We start from the raw sequence: 19,580 nt of genomic DNA on the forward strand, positions 1-19,580 counted from the left end.
GAAACGAACAAAGACGCGGAAAAACACAGCCAAACTAACCTGCATCGGACCGGTATGCAGGGCGAAGTTCGGCCGTACGGGGCGGAGCGGCGTCAGCGGGCGTTCGGGCTCCGGTGCGGGGGCTGTTCCGGTGCGGGGCGCGTCTCGGGCGCCGGGACGGGGCGGACGACGGGGCCGTCGCCGTTCACGGTCAGCCGGGTGTCGTGGTGGCGGATCGTCAGGGGCTCCCCCGACAGCAGCGTGTACGTGGCCTTGTCCGGGCCTATCTCCACGCGCAGGCGGCGGTCGAGGAGCTGGACGGTGAAGGCCAGGCGGCTGAACCGCTCGGGCAGGCGGGGCGCGAACCGGAGCGAGTCGCCGTCCCGGCGCAGGCCTCCGAACCCGGCGACCAGGGCCGTCCAGGTGCCGGCGAGGGAGGCGATGTGCAGTCCGTCGCGGGTGTTGTGCTCCAGGTCCGCCAGGTCCATCAGGGCGGCCTCGGCCGTGTAGTCGTAGGCGAGGCCCAGATGTCCCGCCTGGGCGGCGAGGACGGCCTGGGAGCACGCCGACAGCGAGGAGTCCCGTACGGTCAGCGGCTCGTAGTAGGCGAAGTTGCGGGCGATCTGTTCCTCGTCGTGGAACTCCTCGAAGTAGGCGCTGCACATGTACATCGCCAGGACCAGGTCGGCCTGCTTGACGACCTGTTTGCGGTAGATGTCGAAGTAGGGGAAGTGCAGCATCAGGGGGTACTGGTCGGGGCCGGTGGCGGCGAAGTCCCAGCGCTGGTAGCGGGTGAAGCCGGCGTGCTGTTCATGGACGCCGAGTTCGTCGTTGTAGGGGATGTGCACGGCCTCGGCGGCGTCGCGCCAGGAGGCGCTCTCCTCCTCGTCGACGCCGAGGCGGGCCGCCTCCTCGGGATGGCGTTCGCAGGCGTCGGCGGCGGCCAGCAGGTTCGCCCGGGCCATGAGGTTGGTGTACGTGTTGTCGTCGGCGACCGCGCTGTACTCGTCGGGGCCGGTGACGCCGTCGATGTGGAAGACGCCGTGGTGGTCGTGGTGGCCGAGGGAGCGCCACAGGCGGGCGGTCTCCACCAGCAGTTCGAGGCCGGTGTCGCGTGCGAAGTGGGTGTCGCCGGTCGCCGCCGTGTAGCGCACCACGGCGTCCGCGATGGCCGCGTTCACGTGGAAGGCGGCCGTGCCGGCGGGCCAGTAGGCGGAGCCTTCCGAGCCCTCGATGGTCCGCCAGGGGAACGCGGCGCCGCCCAGGCCGAGTTGTTGGGCGCGTTCCCGGGCGGCGGGCAGGGTGTTCTGCCGCCAGCGCAGGGCCTCGGCCACGGCGTGGGGCGCGGTGTAGGTCAGCAGGGGCAGCACGAAGGTCTCGGTGTCCCAGAAGGCGTGGCCGTCGTAGCCGGATCCGGTCAGCCCCTTGGCGGGGATGGCGCGTTGTTCGGCGCGGGCGCCGGCCTGGAGGACGTGGAAGAGGGCGAAGCGGACGGCCTGCTGGATCTCCTCGTCGCCGTCGACCTCGACGTCGGCGCGCGCCCAGAAGTCGTCGAGGCAGGCCCGCTGGTCCCGGAGCAGGCCCGTCCAGCCGCTGTGCCCAGCGGCCGCCAGCGCCGCCTCGACCTGGTCGCTCATCGCCGGCCGGGAGCGCGCGCCGGACCAGCCGTGGGCGACCGTTTTCTCCACCCGCAGCCGCTGGCCCGGTTCCAGGACGGAGGTGACCGTCAGCCGGGCCACGTCCACATTGCTCTCGCTGCTCGTCGTGGTCCGCTCGGGGCCGTCGATGATGTGGTCTGCGGCCACGGCGACCCGCAGGCCGCTGCGGCGGGTTCGGTGCACCAGGCGCAGCCGGGGGCCGTCGGCGAAGTCCTCCTCCGGTTCCAGCGGTGACTTCAGCGCCCGGGCGGTGCGCGGGTCGCCGTCCGGTTCGGGCAGGCTCTCGTTGGCGACGAGTTCCGACTGGATCACCACGCGCGTTCGGCTGTCGACGGGCTCCACCTCGTACGCCACGGCGGCGACGGCCCGCTGGGTGAGGGAGACCAGCCGCGTGGAGCGCACCCGTATCCGGGAGCCGGCCGGGGAGATCCACTCGCAGACCCGTTCCAGCACACCCCTGCGCAGGTCCAGCGTGCGCTCGTGGGCGACGAGCCGCCCGTAGCGCAGGTCGAACGGTTCGTCGTCGACCAGCAGCCGCAGCACCTTGCCGTTGGTGACGTTGATGACGGTCTGTCCCGACTCCGGGTATCCGTATCCGGCCTCGGCGTAGGGCAGCGGGTGCAGTTCGTGCACGCCGTTGAGGTAGGAGCCGGGCAGGCCGTGCGGTTCGCCCTCGTCGAGGTTGCCGCGCCAGCCGACATGGCCGTTGGACAGCGCGAACACGGACTCGCTCTGGGCCAGGACGTCCAGGTTGAGGTCCGTCTCGCGCACGGCCCAGGGTTCGACGGTGTACGACCTGTGGGTGATCACGCCGTGCCTCCCAGTTCGGCGAGGTCCTTCACGACCCGGTCGGCTCCGTGCGCGTAGAGGGCGTCGGTCTGTCCGACGCGGTCGACGCCGACGACGTATCCGAAGCGGCCCGAGCGGCCCGCGTCCATGCCGGCCAGGGCGTCCTCGAAGACGGCGCACCGCGCGGCCTCGACGCCCAGGTCGTGCGCGGCGGCCAGGAAGGTGTCCGGGTGCGGCTTGCCCGGCAGTTTCCGCTCGGCGGCCACCACGCCGTCGATGCGTACGTCGAAGAGGTCCTCGGTGTCGATGGCTCGCAGTACGTCACGGCAGTTGGCGCTGGAGGAGACGATCGCGGTGCGCAGGCCGTGGGCGCGGACCGCTTCGAGGTAGCGCAGGGTGCCCTCGTAGGCCTCCACGCCGTCGGTGCGGATCTTCTTCAGAAGCAGGTCGTTCTTGCGGTTGCCCAGGCCGTGGACCGTGGGTTTCTCAGGTGGGTCGTCCGGGTTCCCTTCCGGCAGTTCGATGCCGCGGGAGGCGAGGAAGGTGCGGACGCCGTCGGCGCGGGGGCGGCCGTCGACGTACTCGTCGTAGTCGGCGTCGTCGAACGGCCGGAAGTGCTCGCCCTCGCGTTCGCGCAGGAACGCGTCGAACATCTCCCTCCAGGCGGCCGCGTGCACGACGGCCGTCTTGGTGACCACGCCGTCGAGGTCGAAGAGGCAGGCCTGGATGTCTTCGGGTAGACCGAGCTCCGTCATACGGACACGGTTCCCCACGAGGGCGGGTCCAGTGGGTGGCGCACGCCACAGAGGGGACATTTCAGGACAGGTTCTTACCTGCCCTCGGTGGGGGTCAGTCGTGCGGGAACGAGTGGTGCTCGTGGGCGACCAGCCAGCGGCCCCCTTCCTTGCGCAGGCCGAGCGTCAGCCGTAGGCGCAGGGTGGGCTGTGCGGCGAGCTCCTCCGGCGTGCCGCATCGCAGCAGCGCGTGGGCGTAGGCGACGTCGGTGCCGGCCGTGACGTCGAGGGACTCGATGTCGAAGCGGGCGCCCTGGGCCTGCCACTCGAAGAACGGCGGCCAGGACGCGCGGTAGGCGGCGAGGCCGTGGATGCCCTCGTGGGGCGGCGGGACGTCGAACATCACGATGTCCTCGGCGTGGTCCGCGAGGACGCCGTCGAGGTCGCCCCGGTGGACGGCCTCGGCCCACCGGGTGATCAGGGTGCGGACCTGCGCTGCGTCGTCGGTCACGGCGTAGCCTCCTTCCTGCCCCCTCTACAGGAGACTGCCCTCTGCTGCCGAGGGCGTCGAATCGGCGCAGCCTGGCACACTCTGCTGTGTGCCGCCGACCTTCGACGACCTCCTCGACCGCGCCCACGCCCTCACCCGGCACGGCCGCCGCGCACTCCTCGGCATCGCCGGCAGCCCCGGCGCGGGCAAGACGACACTCGCCGAGCACCTGGTGCGGGCGCTGAACGCGACCGGGGACCCGTGGGTGGCGCACGTCCCCATGGACGGCTTCCACCTCGCCGACACCGAACTCGACCGGCTCGGCAGACGGGACCGCAAGGGCGCGCCCGACACCTTCGACGCGGCGGGGTACGCGGCGCTGCTGCGGCGACTGCGGCGGCTGCGGGAGAAGAACGACGAGGTCGTGTACGCCCCCGGCTTCGAGCGGGTGCTGGAGCAGCCGATCGCCGGGGCGATCCCGGTGCCGCCGACGGCCCGCCTGGTGGTGACCGAGGGCAACTACCTGCTGCTGGACACCGGCGCGTGGGCGCGGGTCCGGGCCGAGCTGGACGAAGTGTGGTTCTGCGAGATCGACGAGGAGGAGCGCGTACGGCGGCTGGTCGCGCGGCACGAGGAGTTCGGCAAGACCCACGAGGAGGCGGTGGCATGGGTGCTCCGCTCGGACCAGCGCAACGCGGAGCTGGTCGCCGCGACGCGGGAACTGGCGGATCTGGTGGTGCGGGACGTCACGGGGTGGCCGGTTGGGGATGGACATCACCACCGTGCCGGCAGTGGACTGGGGGCGGTTGAAGCGGAAGCCGGAGGGTGAGCGGGAGGGCCCCTGTCCGAGGCCGGTACGAGGCCTGTACCCGCCGATGCCCTAGCCTCCGACCCCGCACAGCGTCAGCTCCGGCTCCCCCTGCGCGTCCTCGGCCCCGATGACCGCCGTAAAGGCGTCCGTCCGTACGTTCAGCCAGTCCTCGCCCCGCTCCACCGACACCGTGAGCGGTTCCTCGGAGCCGTACCGTACCGCGAACACATGCAGGTCGTCCGGCGCGTCGGTGATCGGGTCGGCCTCCAGGGCCGTCGAGCTGACCAGGTGCCGCCAGCCCTGGTCCGGGTTGCCGTAACCGCGCGGGTCGGCGGCGAGGGCGAAGGCTGCCTGTTCCTGGGTGAGCTCCGAGCGGGCGTCGAAGTGCTCCGCGCCCTCGGTGCCCGGGTGTGTGAGGCGCAGGGTGCCCGCCGAGGACACGGCCGCGTCCGCCGTACGCCGGACCCGGTCGCCGTCGTCCTCGGCGTACGGCAGGCCGGCCAGCAGGTACGGCGTCCCGTCGAGGCGTTCGACGGCGACCGTCGTCCACAGGGTCGTGCCGTCGGTGACGTACAAGGAGCGCACGTGCCGCAGGACGTGGTCGCGGCCGACGACCGGCTTGGTGACCAGCTTGGCCGTCAGTCCGTCGGCGCGGACGTCCCGGACGCGGACCTCGCCCATGGGGCGGCACAGCAGGAAGCCGTCCGTGACGGGGCCGAAGCCGTGCTGCCGGTTGACGGCCGCGGGCAGGTAGTAGGTGCCGCCCGCCTCCACCACCGCCGGAGTCATGCGGTCGTCGAAGGCCACCGAGACGGTGCCCGCGCGCAGTTGGTGCCGGGCGGCCGCCCTGGACGGCTCACGGTGCCAGCGCGTGGTGTCCTCGGTCTGCCAGACCAGCATCCACGCGAAGTGGCCGTCGACCTCGCCGTCCGCCTTGACCGCGTGGCGGCCCCAGCGGGTGTCGCCCCGGTAGCGGCCCAGGTCGGAGCCGATGCGGGCGCCGAAGTAGCGCAGGCCGAGGACCGCCTCGAAGCCGGAGTGCTGTTCGCTGTAGCGCGGGCCGCCATTGTCGAAGCCGCCGCCGGTGAGGCGGGCGTCGATGTAGCGGGCGAGCGCGTCGCCGTCCTCGCCGAACATCTCCTCGCCGCTGATCCGGTGGGCCTGGGCGAGGAAGGAGAGGGAGATCGGTCCGTAGTTGTTGTCGTAGGCGCCGCCGTGCTCCGGAGGCAGCAGGGCGCCCCGGTCGCGCACCCGGTGGGCGCGGATCTCGTCGGTGTACAGCTCCAGCGCCCGCGCGCGGACCGGCTCGCCCTCCTCGGCCGGCAGATGACGGGCCAGCATCAGACCGCCGACCACGCATCCGATCGCCTGGTTGCCCGCCTCCTGCGGGTTGAAGAAGGTCGCCTCGGTCAGCCGGCGCCAGTAGCCGTGCGCCACTTCCAGCAGCCGGGCGCGCGGTTCGTCGTCGATCAGGCCGTCGGCCAGGTCCAGCACGTTGACCGCCTGGAGCAGCGCCCAGACCGTGCTGGGCCAGTCGCCGATGGGGTGCGCGCCCGGGGCGAGGGTGTAACGGGCGTACGGCAGACCGGAGTCACGGATCCTCAGGTTGGGGTAACCGGGGTTGTCCTCGACGTAGACCCGCTCGCGCAGATGGAAGGCGAGGCTGCGGTGCACCGCCTCCGGCAGCCGCGGGTCCTTGGAGCGCTGCCAGGCGAGCGCGAGGAGCGAGGTGATGCCGAGCGAGGTGTCGCCGATGTCGTCGACGCACTCGGGGTGTTCGAGGTTGCCCTCGGGTGTCATGCGCGTAAGGGCCTGCTCGACGACGTCGGCGAGGACCGCGTCGTACGCCTCGGGGCTGTCGGGCAGGTCGTGCAGGGGGCCGCGCTGGTGCGTGAGGTGCACGGGAGGGGACGTGAGGTGCACGGGGATCAGCCCTTCATGCCTGAGGTGGCCATGGTGTGGGTCGTCGGGGTCACACGACAGTAGCGGGCCGGCGGACGCGCAGTGCGACGGTCAGTGTGTGCGGGCCATGTCCACCGATGTAGACGCGGTTCCCGGTCGTCGCATCGGTGCCGCCCACCACGGTGTAGTCCTGACCCGGGTCGTACCGCAGTACGTCGCTCCGGTCCGGCCCGGCCAGCGGTTCGCCCGCCTCGACGTCGGCCTCGATCCGGATCTCGTCGTCACCGACCCGGTAGGTCATCGGCCCGGTCGTCAGGCACCAGCGTCCGTCGCCGATCGGTACCGCGCCCTCCGGCACGCCACCCGGCCGGAAGGTCAGTTCGAGGGCCCAGGGCACCCGTGGTCCGCTGATGTCGATCCGCAGATCGGCACCGTCTGCCCTCAGGTCCACCTCGACACGGGTCGTGTGGGAGACCTCGTCCCGAGGCCGGTCCGGGAAGGCCATCGCGGCCGAGAAGCGTCCCTCGTCCGCCATCCGGTAGGCGCCGTCGTCCTGTCGCCGGTCCGGCGGGAGCGGCTGGTAGTAGGCGGCCGTGAGGGTTTCGGTGAGCCGGTAGCGGTTGTCGGCGAGCTGTTGCATGCCGGCGGCGCGGAACGGGCCCAGGTCGAAGAACCCCCGCGTCAGACGGACCGCGTCGAGGACGGCGTCGCCGGCGAACAGGCGCAGGAAGGTGGGATTGCAGGCGAGGCCCGAGCGGATGCGCCGGTGCTCGGGCACGTCGGAGCCGCCGTACACCACCGTGTGCGCGGTGGCCGAGGCGCGTGCGGCGAGGCGTGCGGTGGTGAGGTACCGGTCGCGCGGAAGGGTCTCCGCAGTCAGGGCCGGCAGGGCGAGGCACAGGTCCGGGGTGAGGAGGGTCTCGGCGAGCAGGTCGGGGTCGTCGATGCCGCCGGCGGCCGCCTGCCGCGCCACCCGGGCGAAGTCGCCCCGGCCGGTGCGGATCGCGAGCAGCCGGTAGTGCGGCAGGTAGGGCGCCAGCGGGAACGGGTGGTTCTGGTCCTGCCGTCGCGAGTGGACGGTCTCCACCGTGCCGTCCGGCCTGATCAGGTCCAGGGTCGTGGCGAGATTGCGTTCGACGGCGTACAGCAGGTCGGCGCGGCCGAGCACTTCGGCCAGCAGCAGCAGCGACGGGTTGGACACATGGGCCGCGTAGTTGGCGCTCCGTTCCGAGTACAGGCCCTCCGCGTCGATGTCGACGCCCTCTGCGAGCCACTCCTCGACGCGGTCGAGCAGCCGGTCGTCGGGGAACGACCGGTGCAGCCGGGCCAGCGCCGCGCACAGCTCCCAGCGGTGGTTCGGGGTGTGCACGCCACCGGTCAGGAGACTGGCGGTGGCGGCGCCGGCGATCTCGGCGAGCGCGGCCGTGACCTCGCGCAGTTCGGGCCCCGCGCCGCCGGCGAGGACGTGCGCGTCGCACACGTCGTTGACGGTGAACGCGGAGTCCGGCGGTGACTGCACGTTGTCTCCGCCGGCGAAGAGGCCGGTGGGTGTCTGCACGGCCCGCAGGGCGCGGAGATGGGTCATCGCGGCGGCGACGGCCTGCCTGCTGCCGTGCAGTGCCGAGTCCGGGGACCGGTATGCCGCGACCAGGGTCTTCACCCGCCGCGCCAGAGCACGGTGCGGCACACCGGCGGGTTCCTCGTCGGGGCAGGCCGCCAGCGGGGCGGCCGACCGGTCGGCGGCGCGGGCCACCGCGCGGAGGAACTCGTGGTCGAGCGCGGTGGGCACGGGTCAGTCCTTCAGTCCGGCATTGATGTCGGCGCTCATGACGTAGCGCTGGAAGACCAGGAAGATGGCGATCAGAGGGATCATGGAGATGACCGATGCGCCGAGCAGTACCGACCAGTTGATGTTCTGTGCGCCGACGATGCTCTGGATGCCGATCTGCACGGTGAACTTGTTGGGGTCGTTGAGCATCAGAAGCGGCCAGATGTAGTCGTTCCACCGCCACTGGAAGGACAGGATGGCGAGGGTCAGCATGATGGGCCGGGAGAGCGGCACCATGATCCGCAGGAAGATCGACAGTTCGCGGGCGCCGTCGATGCGTGCGGCTTCCACGAGTTCGTCGGGAACCGTCAGGAAGAACTGGCGGAACATGAAGCATCCGGTCGCGGTGAGCACGGCCGGGAGGATGATGCCGGCGAACGAGTTGTAGAGGCCGAGGTTGCGGACCACCAGGAATTCCGGGGCGAGCATGACCTCGGACGGCAGCATCGTGGTGGCCAGGATGCAGATGAAGAACGCCTTGAGCCACCTGTTGTCGTACTTGGCCAGCGCGTACCCGGTGCAGCAGCTGACTCCCACCGTGAGGATCGTCGTGATCACGCACACGATGGTCGTGTTGATGAAGTACTGGGAGAAGTTGGCGCTGTCCCACGCTGCCTTGAAACCCGACAGGGTGGGGTTGTGCGGAACCAGCGTCAGCGGATAGGAGAACAGGTCGCTGGCCGGCTTGAGGGAGCTGAGGAGGAACCACAGCACCGGCAACCCGTACAGGCACGCCAGGATCCACAGCAGTGTCGTCGCGGGCACCGCCCGCCGGAGCCCACCGCTGCCCGCGCTGCGGGGGCGCTTCTTGGAGACGGCTCGTCCGGGATCGGCGTCGACCGGGCGTGGCATGTCTGTGGTTGTCATCGGTTCTCCACCCGCCGGTTGACGATCAGCTGGATGATCGCGACGGCCATCAGGATGAGCATGAGCACGAATGACGCGGCGCTCGCGTAGCCGATCTGGCCCCGTTTGAAGCCGGTCTCATAGATGTACTGGACCATCAGGTTGTTCGACGTTCCGGGTCCGCCGTTGTTGAGGGCGACGAACACCGGGTATTCCTTCATCGCGTTGATCGTGTTGAGCAGGATGACGATGAACGAGGTGGGCGCGATGCTCGGCAGCGTGATGCTGATGAACTGGCGCCACGGGCCGGCGCCGTCGAGCTGGGCCGCCTCGTAGTACGACACCGGTACGTTCTTGATCGCCGCGATGAACAGCAGCATCGAGAAGCCCGTCCAGGCCCAGGATGCCGCCATCACCACCACTATCAACGACAGGTCCGCGTTCGACTGCCACGGAACGGCACTTCCGCCGAGCTTCCCGATGACGTAGTTGACCAGTCCGAAGTTCTCACCGAACAGCCACCGCCACAGGACACCCACGACGATGGGCGACAGAAGCCACGGGATGAAGAAGATGACGCGGGCTACCGACGTGCCCTTGGCGTTCTTGCTCACCACCAGGTTGGCGGCGAGCAGCGAGAGCGCGAAGTTCAGCGGAACGAACAGCACGGCGTACAGCAGCGTCCGGGTCAGCGCGTCGTAGAAGGTGGAGTCCCCGAACAGGTTGTCGTAGTTGTCCAGTCCGATGAACTGGAACGCCCCCACACCCGTGTAGTTCGTGAAGGAGTAGACGAGCCCGATCACCGCCGGCCAGACGAAGAACAGGGCGAAGAGCACGACATTGGCCGCGATGAGGACGAGCGGCGCGACGATGTACTTGTTGCGTCTCCTGGGCGGGCTCACGGACACGTCCGAGGCGCGTTTTGTCATCTTCCTGACTCCGTGCTGGTGGATTGGATTGCTGTGGGCTCACGCCATGAGCCCGGCATCACGTGGGCGCCCGAGGCCGGGCGGCGGGGTCGGGACACCGCCGCCCGGGCCTGCCGGCCTACGCTCAGCCGCCGACCTGCTGGTTGTAGCCGGACACGATGTTCTCCAGTGCCTTGTCGGCCGACTGCTGCCCGTTGATCGCCTTGCCGAGCTCCGTCTTGGTCGGGTCCTCGGTGAGGCTCTTGCCCTTCAGCACCCAATTCGTCTGCGCGGTGTTGAAGTACCCGGAGATCGGGGCGTAGAGCGGGATGGACTCGTTGTACAGCTTGAACGCCGCCTGCGCCGCCTCGGAGGTGAAGGGGTACTTCGGGTTCAGACCGCTCTCGACCGGCAGGAACCCGGACGCCTCGCACAGCGCCTGGTAGTGGGCCGGCTCGTACAGCCAGGACAGGAACTTCGTCGCGGCGGTGGCCGCGTCGCCGTTGTTGTTGAAGCCCACCGTCAGGCCGCCGCTGTTGACGTCGCTGGCCTGCACCGGCTGGGCGGGAGTCGGGACGCTCGCCCAGTCGAACTTCTTGATGCTCTCCGCGAAGGCGGGAACCTGCCACACACCGGACCAGTAGGCGACCACGTCACCGCTCTGGAACATGGCCGACGGGTCGGCGCCGCTCGTCCACACCGACTTCGGCATGGTCTTGTCGTCGTTCAGCCCGACGAAGTAGTTCACGGCCTTCTTGGTCGCCGCGTCCGCCGAGAACTTGCCGGAGGAGTCCGCGTGGACGTACTTCCCGCCCATCTCGTACACCATGGCGCGCAGCCGGGACGGCGACTGGTCGAACGTCAGGGAGTACTTGGCGCCGGTCTTCTCACGGACCTTGTTCGCCGCGGCGATGAAGTCGGTCCAGGTCCAGGTCTTCTGGGGCGAGGTCGGGAAGGCGACGCCGGCCTTCTTGAACAGCGTCTCGTTGATGAACATGCCGGACGCGGTGACGTCCGAGGGGATGGCCAGCACCTTCCCGGACGAGTCCTTGGCGAGGAAGTTGGCGTTGATCTTGTTGCTCTTGTTGTTGGCGATGGAGCTGAGGTCGATCAGCTTGTTCGACCAGATCGGGTCCAGCGCCGGCACGGTCGCCACGTCGGGCAGCGAGTTCGCCTGCGCGGCGTTGCGCAGCTTCGGCGCATAGCCGTCGTAGGGGATGTTGACGAGCTTGACCTTGACGCCGGTTTCCTTCTTGTACTGCGCCACCATCTTCTTCCAGCCCGCGTCCTGCCCCGGAACCGTGGAGATCCAGAACGTCAGCGACTTGGAGTTCCCGCCCGAGCCGGAGTCCGACCCGCCGCAGGCGGAGAGCAACAGGGCACCTGCCGTGGCCACGGCAGCGAGGGGAACCAGGCGGCGCATGCCGCCGCGGCCGAGTCGGCGGGAGCGCCGCACACCCACAGTGGTCATCTTCGATCCCTTTTCGTCGTAGGAGACGGCCCGGCGCCGACCGAGGCGGCACGGGTGCATTGTGCAAGAAGAGTCACTTTCCGGGGGCGCGGCCTCGCCCGGCCGCATCGTCCACGCGGGGCGGGATCCCCGGCCGTCCTGGCCGTCACCGCACGGGCACGCCCTCGTGCGGCTGCCGTACGTCGTGTACGGCTGGGACGCTCGCCCCAAGCCGGCGTCCCGGCCGACTTAGAAAGCGCTTGTCCGGACATTGGCAGACCGAGTCGGAGGCCGTCAATCCTTCGTCCCCGCGGCTTCGGTCACGGTTTGGACTCCCCGGGCGACCGCGAGCCGGGCGGCGCCCACGACTGTACCGAGATCTCCGATCGTGCTGCTGACCACCTCGGTGGGCCAGCTCAGCCGGGCCAGCTCGGCCCGCACACCGGGCAGGAGCTGCGGGTCCGCCCCGGTGCTGCCGCCCAGCACGATCAGCCCCGGGTCCAGCACGGCGGTCACGGCGGCGGCGAGGCGGCCCACGTCGATGGCGTGGCGGCCCACGACGGCGCGGGCCGCGGCCAGCCCCTCCCCGGCGAGCGCGAAGAGCCGGTCGGCGGTGCTGGGGCACGGCCCGTCGGCGTCCTGCCAGGCCTCGGCGGCCCGTCTGAGCAGGGAGCGGGCGCCGATGTACTCCTCCAGGGCCTCGTGGTGCGGCTCCCGGTCGTCGTCCCAGGGGTAGGGCAGCCGGGCCAGCTCACCGGCGGCGCCGTTCGCGCCGCGCAGCACCTGACCGCCGACCACGATGCCGAGGCCGATACCCACGCCGATCCGCAGATAGCCGAAGGTGTGGCGGCCGCGGGCGGCGCCCTCGTGCAGCTCGGCGAGCGCGGCGCAGTTGACGTTGTTCTCGAGGTGGACGGGAACGCCCGGCGGCAGCGCGACGGCCATGGCGTCGAAGACGGGACCGGCCTTGGCGGTCGCGGGGCGCACCTCGGCGCCCTCCCTCTCCGGCGCGGTGACGTCACCGACAGCGACGACGATGGTGCGCAGCGGGGCGTCGGCGGGCAGCGCGGTGAGGGCCTCGCGTACGACGTCGGCGGCTTCCTCCCGGGGGCCGGTGGCCTGGGCGAGGAGGGTGCCGTCCAGGGCGCAGCCGCGCACCCGGGTGAGGGCGGGGCCGAGGTCGACGGCGAGTACGGCCCCGGCGGCCGGTCCGAGACGGTATACGGCGGCGGTGCGGCCCGTGCCGCTGGAGGCGGTGCCGGAGTGGGCGGCGAGCCGGGCGCTCTCCAGTTCGGCGACGGCGGTCGACACCGTCGGCTTGGACAGGCCCGCCAGGCTCGCGAGCCGCGGCCGGGTCGCCGTGCCCGCCCCGGCCAGCACGGCGAACACCGCGCTGGCGCTCTCGGTCAGGCGCGGGGCTTTCGCCACGTCGTGTTCCACAGTTCTCCCACACAGGTCAAGGCCGCGCTCCCGGGTCGGTCGTCTCTGCTCGACCGTCTCCGCGGGATGCGGCGATGGGATGCCCTGGCGTCACGCGTTCCCGCCTCGCGGCGACCCCGAGGGGGCGTTGCGGCGGTCGAGTGCGTGATGCCTCTTGACGCACTGTACTTCGTTAGTTAGTTTCCTAACGAACTTCACGGTACTCGCCTGCCGTGCTCCGTCCGAGGCCTGTCCCGGGGCTTCCCTAGCACCTCCCCAGCTCCTCAACTCCCCATGTTCCAGCCACGGTTCGCCCACCGTCGCAGCCCCGCGCAACGACGAAAGAGGTTCCGTGCAGGACTCCACGCCACCCCTCGTGGTCGGTATCGACGTGGGCGGCACCAAGACGCATCTCCGCGCCTTCGCGGGGGACGACCTGGTCGCCGACCACGTCCGCCCGAGCAGCGGCTGGCGGCCGCACGATCCGGTCGCCGCCGCCGGATGGCTGGCCGCGCTGGTCGCCGGCGCCCTGCCGGCGGGGGCACGCCCCGCGGCCGTCGCCGTGGGCGGACATGCCTGTGAGACGCCCCGCCAGTGCGCCCAGATACGCACCGCGCTGCAACTGCACTTCGACGCGCCCGCGCTGGTCGTGGGCGACGCCGAACTCCTCGTTCCCGCCGCCGGTCTCGACCGTGGTGTCGGCCTCGTCGCCGGCACGGGTTCCGTCGCGGTGGCCCGCCTCGAGGACGGCAGCCCTGTCCAGGTGGGCGGCTGGGGCGCGGTCCTCGGCGACGAGGGCGGCTCGGCCGGTCTCGTCCGTGAGGCCGCGCGCGCCGCGTGGGCGGCACATGACCGCGGTGACGAACCCGACGAACTCGCCAAGGGGCTCATGGCCGCATTCGATGTCGCCGAGACACCGGCGCTCGGGGCGGCGTTGGAAGGCGCGTCGGACGTGTCCGCCGAGTGGGGCCGGCACGCGCCCGTGGTGTTCGCCGCCGCCGAGGCCGGCTCGGGCCTGGCTCGTACGGTGATCGCCGAGGGTGGTCGCTCGCTCGCCGGGCTAGTCGAACGGCTCGCCGGACGCGGGGTGGTGGTCGACGACGTCGTGGTGGCGGGCAGCACGGTCCTCGCCCAACCCGCCCTGTACGACGCCTTCGTGTCGGCCCTGGCCGAGAGCGTGCCGGCCGCCCGGCCGAGGCCCCTCGGGGTACCGCCGGTCGAGGGTGCCGTGACGATGGCCCGTTCACTCGTATGACACGTGGCGGACGCCCGACCCTCCCCGATCCGACACAACTCGCCCGTAGATCTTCGCTCGTACGGCTCGCCAAAGCGCATCCGACCCCTGCGTCACCCGCCGCGTCACGAGCCGCGATCGTTCGCACACCCTCCCGGCCGCACGGCCGAAGAACTCAAGAGAGGCAGACGCATGCCGTCACCAGCCGGGCACCACTCCCCCGCGTCGGTCCGTGAACGCGCCGTGAACCGAAGGGGGTTCCTCAAGACCTCCCTGGGCGCCTCGGCCGGTGCGCTGGCCGCGCCCACCTTCGTCACGTGGCTGGCCGCCGCGGACGCGAAGGCCGCCGCCGGCCCCGCCGCGTTCGTCGACGACTACAAGACCAACGTCGTGGCGAACCAGACGCCCGAGACCAACGCGGTGATCCGCATCCTCGGCGGATTCGCCGTGGTGTGGAAGACCGGCGACGCCTGGAACGCCGGAGTGCCGCTGAGGCCCGAGGTGCTGCGCGCCAACATGCGCTACTGCGCGCGGATCACCTCCGCGCGCACCGAGGCGCAGACGAAGGAAGCCTTCATCGTCGACCGCCAGCACCAGAGTTACTCGGTGATCGCCGGCCTCGGACCGCTGGCCGACCTGTACAAGGCGGGCGCCAAGGCCGTCACCTCCATCACCAGCGCCCCGGACGGCACGCCTGCCGGGAAGATCAGCGACGCCGTACCCGCCGACGCGCCCGCCGGTTCGGCCCTCGGCGCCGGCTCGTACGACTCGGCGCTCGGCAAGGTGGCCAAGCTGGTCGACACGGTGCGCGGTCCGTTCGCCTCGGGCAACCCGGCCAAGTTCGCCTTCCAGTACCCGCGTCCGTGGCGCATGAACGAGGACAGCGAGGTCGTCGACACGGGCGCCAAGGACACGTTCGGCTACCCGGTCTACGACTCGAAGGTGGTCGTCGTCCCGCAGCTGCTGCGCCAGCGCAGCGAGAACCCGGCCGACGACGGCGGCTTCCCCAGCGGTCACACCAACGCCCTCCACCTGGCGGCCCTGGCCTACGCCTACGCCGTCCCGGAGCGTTTCCAGGAGCTGGTCACGGCCGCGTTCGAGCTCAGCCACACCCGGATCGTGGCCGGCATGCACTCCACGGTCGACGTCCTCGGCGGCCGGATCATGGCCACCGCCCTGGCCGCGGCCGCGCTGGCCGACCCGGCGAACGCACAGCTCAAGGCGGAGGCGCGGGCCCAGGCGCTGGCCTACTTCAAGGAGAAGACCGGCACCGACGCGCTGCTGGCCTACGCGCACTCGGCCGGCACCGACAGCGACCCGTACGCCGACCGGGACGCCAACGCCCGCGCGGTGGAGCCCAGGCTGACCTATGTGCTGGAGCGCGAGGGACGCAAGGCGCCCCTGACCGTGCCGAAGGGCGCTGAGGTGCTGCTGGAAACACGGCTGCCGTACCTGGACGCGGCGCAGCGGCGCGAGGTGCTGCGCACGACCGCGCTGCCCGCCGGGTACGTCCTGCTGGACGGCTTCGAGCAGTGGGGGCGGCTCAACCTGTTCGCCGCTGCGGACGGTTACGGCGCCTTCGACTCCGACGTGACCGTCACGCTCGACGCGGCGGCCGGCGGCTTCCGGGCGGCCGACAGCTGGCGCAACGACATCACGGGCGACGGCGGGCTGACCAAGCGGGGCAGCGGCACGCTCACCCTGGCTGGGCACAACCGCTACAAGGGCGCGACCGTGGTCGAGGAAGGGGTGCTGGTCGCCGCGTCGCCCAACGCGCTGGGTGAGGGTGACGTCCGGGTCGTGGGCGGCACGCTCCGCGCGGACAAGGTTCTGCGGGTGCGCGGTACCTACGTCCAGGAGGGCGGCACGCTCGAGCTGTCGCTCCGGAAGAACCACGGCCCCGCCCTCGAGGTGAAGCGCCGGGTCGTGCTGGGCCGGGGCAGTGTGCTGGCGCTGCGGCTCGACACCGACCGCCCGCCCGTCGCCGGGACCGTCGTTCCCGTGCTCGACGCTCCGCAGCTGCGTGGCCAGTTCGACCGCGTCGAGCTGGACTCCGACACACTGCGTGCCGTACCCGTCTACACGACGGAAGGTCTGTCGGTACGACTCGTGAAGCGGTAATGCCCCCTGTGGCGGGAGCTGATGCAGAGTAGGCGCATGAGACGCCTCCGCATCGCTCCCGCCGCGCGGTCGCGGGAGCGGGTCGGCGGGCGGTGGCTCGTGCCGTTGCTCGTGGTCGTGCTGCTCGCCCAGCTGGCCGTCGCGATGGTGACGACGGCCGTGCGGCAGACGCCGACCATCGACGAACCCGTCTACGTGGGAACGGCCGCCGACTACCTGCACGAGCACCGGCTGCGCCACAACCCCGAACACCCGCCGCTCGGAAAGCTCGTCATCTCCGCAGGCGTGGCGCTCGCCGATCCGCAGGTCGATGCCTCCTTCACCGGCGGTCAGGGCGAGTTGGGCCGGCATCTGCTGTACGAGTCGGGCAACGACCCGTGGCGGCTGATGCTGTGGGCCCGTCTGCCGGTGATCGTGCTGACGCTGCTGTTCGGGCTCGTCGTCTTCGCCTTCGCCCGTGAACTCGCGGGCGCGACGGGCGGGTTGGCGGCGCTCGCCCTGTACGCCTTCTCCCCCGACGTCATCGCGCACGGCTCGCTGGCCACACTCGACGTGCCGGCGGCCGGGTTCCTGCTGACCTCGGCCTGGCTGCTGTGGCGGGCGCGCCGGCGGCCGCGGCTGTTCCTGCCGCTCGCGGGGGTGGCGCTCGGCGCGGCCGTGGCCACGAAGATGAGCGCGCTGGCCGCGGTTCCGGTGCTGGTGGCGCTCGCTGCCGTGACGGCCTGGCGCGGGAGTACGGCGGACCGGCGCAGGGCCTTGCTGCGGGCGGCCGGGGGCGCTGCCGTGGTGGCGCTGGTCGCGATCGCCGTCGTATGGGCGTCGTATCTGGCCGTCGACCCGCTGCTGCGCTGGACGCCCCAGCAACATGTGCCCGTCCTGCACGGGCGGCGGAGGCTGCTCGTCGAACTGCTGCCGTTCCCGGAGGCGTACCGGGACGGGATGCGCATCCAGTTCGGTCTGGAGAACCAGCCGTGGCAGGGCTTCCTGTTCGGCGAGGTGTACAACGGGTCCCGCTGGTACTACCTGCCGGTCGCGCTGCTGGTGAAGACACCCCTCGGCATGCTCGCGCTGTGGGCCGCCGGCGCCGTCGTGGTGGTGACGGTACGACGGCTGCGCCCCGCGGCGCCGTATCTGCTCGTGCCCGCCGCGGTGCTGCTGGCCGCGGCCATGGAGGGGACCCGGGACTTCGGCACCCGCTACGCCGTCTTCCTGCCGATGTTCCTGGCGGTGGCGGCGGGCTGCGTCCTCGCCGTGCGGGGGCGGCTACGGTGGGTGCCGGTCGTGGCGGGCGCGCTGGTGCTGTTCGTCGCGGTCAGCTCCCTGCGGACCTACCCCTACTACCTGCCGTACTCCAACGAGGCGTTCGGCGGGCCGGCCAAGACCCGGCTGCGGCTGCACGACTCCAACGTCGACTGGGGCCAGGACCTCGGCCGGCTCGCCGACCGGCTGCGCGAGCGGTACCGCGGCGAGCGGATCTGGCTCGTGTACAAGGGCAGCGGCATGCCGTCCTGCTACGGCATCCACGCGTCCGACCCGAGCGGAGTACCCGTACGGCAGGTGCGCGGGTTGCTGGTCGTGTCGAACTCCTCGGTTGCCAAAGCGAAGGGGCGGCTGGACCAGCTGATCGACAGCAGTCGGCCGATCGACGACGTCGGTCACTCGATCACGATCTACCGTCGATGACGTCCGCTCGCGGGTGAGCCCAAGTCGACGTCCGCTCGCGGTGAGCCTAAGTCGACGTGTGCTGGAACCCCTCCGCGCTCACATGCGGCATCACGCTGCTGGCCACGCGGTAACGGCCGTTGGGCACGTGCGCGGACCTGGTGAGGTGCACCGTGAGCGGGCCCGCCCACTCGTAGCCGTGGCGTTCGGCATGCCGGACCAGACTGTCGGTGAGTGCCTGGCCGACGCGGCTGCCGCGGCGCGTGAGTTCGTCGTGCACGGAGTCGGCGAGTTCGACGTCGTAGGCGTTGGGCACCACGGTCCGGGTCTCGCTGCAGACGACGACGTTGCTGTCGCACTCGCGGCGCAGCGCGTCGAGGAGTTCGACGGGTTCCTTGTCGAAGACCCTCGCCCACAGCGCCTCCCACCGGTTCTCCAAGGCCTGTTCCACCGCGCTGATCGCACTCATGCGTGTCCTCCTCCTCTCTGAAGTCGTCGGGGGCGGGTTCCCGTCCCGCGTGCGCGTATCCGTCCCTCCCGCCGGTCACCGAATGCCTTCGCACAGGCCCTGGTCACCACAGTGTGTGAGCTATGTTGAGTCGCTGTGGGAGAAAAAGGAGACGCACCGGTGCCATCGCCGCAGCAGGCACGCGCCCAGGCATCAGCGATCACCTCGGGAAAGACCGCACCGGAGGCGGAGGCCTCCCCGACGTCCCAGCTCAGGGCACTCTTCGACCGGCCCCGGCTGTCCCCGGGGCAGCGGCGCATCGCCCAGTACCTGATCGAGCACATCACCGAGGCGGCCTTCCTTTCGATCACCGACCTTGCCGAGCGCGTCGGCGTGAGCCAGCCCTCGGTGACGCGTTTCGCCGCGGCCGTCGGCTTCAGCGGTTACCCCGCGCTACGGGAGAAGCTCCAGTCGATCGCGCTCGGCACCCTCGCCGGCGGGCCCGCGGCGGCGGAGGAGAACGGCAACGAACTCCAGGCGGCGGTCGACGCCGAGATCGAGAACCTGGAGAACCTGCGGCGCGATTTCGCCGACCCCGACCAGGTGATCGACATCGGCCGCAAGCTGTCCCGGTCGACCCCGCTGACCGTCCTCGGTGTGCGCATCTCGGCGTCGCTGGCCGAGTACTTCGCCTACGCCGCCCGCCGGGTCCACCCGGATGTTCGGCTGGTGACGCGGGGCGGCAGCGTCGCCTACGACGCGCTGGTCCAGTCGCACGCGGCCGGCGGCACCTGGGTGCTGGCGTTCTCGATGCCCCGGCACGCCCAGGAGACCCTCACCGCCGTCCGGGTCGCGCGCAGCGCGGGACTGAAGGTCGCGCTGATCACCGACCTGGCGCTCGGACCGGTGGCCGACGAGGCGGACATCGTCTTCGCCACCGGCACCGGCTCCCGTCTGGTCTTCGACTCCTACGCCGCGCCCGGCGTGATGGCCGCCGCGCTGCTGCAGGCCATGACCGACGCCGACCCGGAGCGCACCCAGGCGCGGCTGGAGGAGTACGAGCAGATTTCCGACCAGCACCAGTTCTTCCTCCGGGACTGACTCTCCAGGCCTGAGTAACACTCCGCCCTCATCCGGACACAGCGGGATCATCCCTTCCATAGCGCGCATGAATGTTTTCATGCTCCTTGCAAAGCGGACGGCATATATAAATACTGCTCACTGATCGCACCCGAGCCGCCGTCTCCTACCCGCGTCGGCGCCCAGGGTGTTCGGTCGGGGCGGCTCCGTTCATCCCCTGG

The 19,580-nt window shown here is 71.1% G+C and carries 15 protein-coding genes; 5 read left to right on the forward strand and 10 right to left on the reverse strand.

The genetic code is table 11. The features are described 5' to 3' along the window. Window positions 1–92 precede the first annotated feature (92 nt). The 3 genes from Q4V64_RS02620 to Q4V64_RS02630 all read right to left on the reverse strand — a co-directional run bounded on the left by Q4V64_RS02620 (window position 93) and on the right by Q4V64_RS02630 (window position 3,671). Window positions 93–2,447 carry a glycosyl hydrolase family 65 protein gene (locus tag Q4V64_RS02620; RefSeq protein WP_124436953.1) on the reverse strand — a complete coding sequence of 785 codons (2,355 nt, stop codon included), beginning with the start codon at window positions 2,445–2,447 and terminating at the stop codon, window positions 93–95. After that, on the reverse strand, window positions 2,444–3,181 hold the full coding sequence (locus Q4V64_RS02625; protein ID WP_124436954.1) for a beta-phosphoglucomutase family hydrolase: 738 nt from the start codon (window positions 3,179–3,181) through the stop codon (window positions 2,444–2,446). Before Q4V64_RS02625 ends, Q4V64_RS02620 begins: the two co-directional genes overlap by 4 nt. 94 nt (window positions 3,182–3,275) lie before the next feature. Further along, entirely contained in the window at window positions 3,276–3,671 is a 396-nt protein-coding gene (locus tag Q4V64_RS02630) for an SgcJ/EcaC family oxidoreductase (RefSeq protein WP_124436955.1), read from the reverse strand. A gap of 88 nt (window positions 3,672–3,759) precedes the next feature. On the opposite strand from Q4V64_RS02630, the gene Q4V64_RS02635 reads away from it, so the two are divergent. Next, entirely contained in the window at window positions 3,760–4,479 is a 720-nt protein-coding gene (locus Q4V64_RS02635; protein ID WP_124436956.1) for a nucleoside/nucleotide kinase family protein, read from the forward strand. A gap of 51 nt (window positions 4,480–4,530) precedes the next feature. Here Q4V64_RS02635 and Q4V64_RS02640 read toward each other — a convergent pair whose 3' ends face one another. The 6 genes from Q4V64_RS02640 to Q4V64_RS02665 form a co-directional block, all read right to left on the reverse strand. Next, entirely contained in the window at window positions 4,531–6,363 is a 1,833-nt protein-coding gene (locus Q4V64_RS02640) for a hypothetical protein (RefSeq protein WP_124436976.1), read from the reverse strand. A 70-nt stretch (window positions 6,364–6,433) separates the two neighbouring features. Continuing rightward, window positions 6,434–8,152, reverse strand: a complete 1,719-nt coding sequence (locus Q4V64_RS02645; protein WP_124436957.1) for a hypothetical protein — start codon at window positions 8,150–8,152, stop codon at window positions 6,434–6,436. A gap of 3 nt (window positions 8,153–8,155) precedes the next feature. Further along, window positions 8,156–9,058, reverse strand: coding sequence for a carbohydrate ABC transporter permease (locus Q4V64_RS02650; RefSeq protein WP_124436958.1), 903 nt, complete (start codon window positions 9,056–9,058; stop codon window positions 8,156–8,158). Beyond that, window positions 9,055–9,966 carry a sugar ABC transporter permease gene (locus Q4V64_RS02655; RefSeq protein WP_124436959.1) on the reverse strand — a complete coding sequence of 304 codons (912 nt, stop codon included), beginning with the start codon at window positions 9,964–9,966 and terminating at the stop codon, window positions 9,055–9,057. The genes Q4V64_RS02650 and Q4V64_RS02655 overlap by 4 nt, the downstream gene beginning before the upstream one ends. Before the next feature lie 124 nt (window positions 9,967–10,090). Beyond that, the gene (locus Q4V64_RS02660; protein WP_124436960.1) at window positions 10,091–11,416 is read right to left on the reverse strand and encodes an extracellular solute-binding protein; all 1,326 of its coding nucleotides are present in this window, start codon (window positions 11,414–11,416) and stop codon (window positions 10,091–10,093) included. Between the two features lie 273 nt (window positions 11,417–11,689). After that, window positions 11,690–12,823: an ROK family transcriptional regulator gene (locus Q4V64_RS02665; protein WP_253266654.1), complete on the reverse strand. Its 1,134-nt coding sequence runs from the start codon at window positions 12,821–12,823 to the stop codon at window positions 11,690–11,692. Between the two features lie 343 nt (window positions 12,824–13,166). On the opposite strand from Q4V64_RS02665, the gene Q4V64_RS02670 reads away from it, so the two are divergent. The 3 genes from Q4V64_RS02670 (at window position 13,167) to Q4V64_RS02680 (ending at window position 17,852) form a co-directional block, all read left to right on the forward strand. Beyond that, the gene (locus Q4V64_RS02670) at window positions 13,167–14,069 is read left to right on the forward strand and encodes a BadF/BadG/BcrA/BcrD ATPase family protein (protein WP_124436962.1); all 903 of its coding nucleotides are present in this window, start codon (window positions 13,167–13,169) and stop codon (window positions 14,067–14,069) included. 171 nt (window positions 14,070–14,240) lie between these two features. Beyond that, complete coding sequence (locus tag Q4V64_RS02675) at window positions 14,241–16,169, forward strand: phosphatase PAP2 family protein (RefSeq protein WP_124436963.1); 1,929 nt, start codon at window positions 14,241–14,243, stop codon at window positions 16,167–16,169. A gap of 36 nt (window positions 16,170–16,205) precedes the next feature. After that, entirely contained in the window at window positions 16,206–17,852 is a 1,647-nt protein-coding gene (locus Q4V64_RS02680; RefSeq protein ID WP_253266655.1) for a phospholipid carrier-dependent glycosyltransferase, read from the forward strand. A gap of 46 nt (window positions 17,853–17,898) precedes the next feature. On the opposite strand, the gene Q4V64_RS02685 is transcribed toward Q4V64_RS02680, so the two are convergent. Beyond that, the gene (locus Q4V64_RS02685) at window positions 17,899–18,300 is read right to left on the reverse strand and encodes a DUF3662 domain-containing protein (protein ID WP_124436965.1); all 402 of its coding nucleotides are present in this window, start codon (window positions 18,298–18,300) and stop codon (window positions 17,899–17,901) included. A 159-nt stretch (window positions 18,301–18,459) separates the two neighbouring features. Between Q4V64_RS02685 and Q4V64_RS02690 the strand changes: the two genes are divergently transcribed. Next, window positions 18,460–19,380, forward strand: coding sequence for a MurR/RpiR family transcriptional regulator (locus Q4V64_RS02690; protein ID WP_172628958.1), 921 nt, complete (start codon window positions 18,460–18,462; stop codon window positions 19,378–19,380). The last annotated feature ends 200 nt before the right edge of the window (window positions 19,381–19,580 follow it).

The sequence above is a fragment of the Streptomyces sp. NL15-2K genome (genome assembly GCF_030551255.1).
Taxonomy (GTDB): domain Bacteria; phylum Actinomycetota; class Actinomycetes; order Streptomycetales; family Streptomycetaceae; genus Streptomyces.

Coding starts and splice junctions, on each gene's coding strand:
- Q4V64_RS02625 (WP_124436954.1), bottom strand. CDS start 3,181: ATGACGGAGCTCGGTCTACCCGAAGACATCCAGGCCTGCCTCTTCGAC.
- Q4V64_RS02650 (WP_124436958.1), bottom strand. CDS start 9,058: ATGACAACCACAGACATGCCACGCCCGGTCGACGCCGATCCCGGACGA.
- Q4V64_RS02655 (WP_124436959.1), bottom strand. CDS start 9,966: ATGACAAAACGCGCCTCGGACGTGTCCGTGAGCCCGCCCAGGAGACGC.
- Q4V64_RS02660 (WP_124436960.1), bottom strand. CDS start 11,416: ATGACCACTGTGGGTGTGCGGCGCTCCCGCCGACTCGGCCGCGGCGGC.
- Q4V64_RS02675 (WP_124436963.1), top strand. CDS start 14,241: ATGCCGTCACCAGCCGGGCACCACTCCCCCGCGTCGGTCCGTGAACGC.
- Q4V64_RS02680 (WP_253266655.1), top strand. CDS start 16,206: ATGAGACGCCTCCGCATCGCTCCCGCCGCGCGGTCGCGGGAGCGGGTC.
- Q4V64_RS02685 (WP_124436965.1), bottom strand. CDS start 18,300: ATGAGTGCGATCAGCGCGGTGGAACAGGCCTTGGAGAACCGGTGGGAG.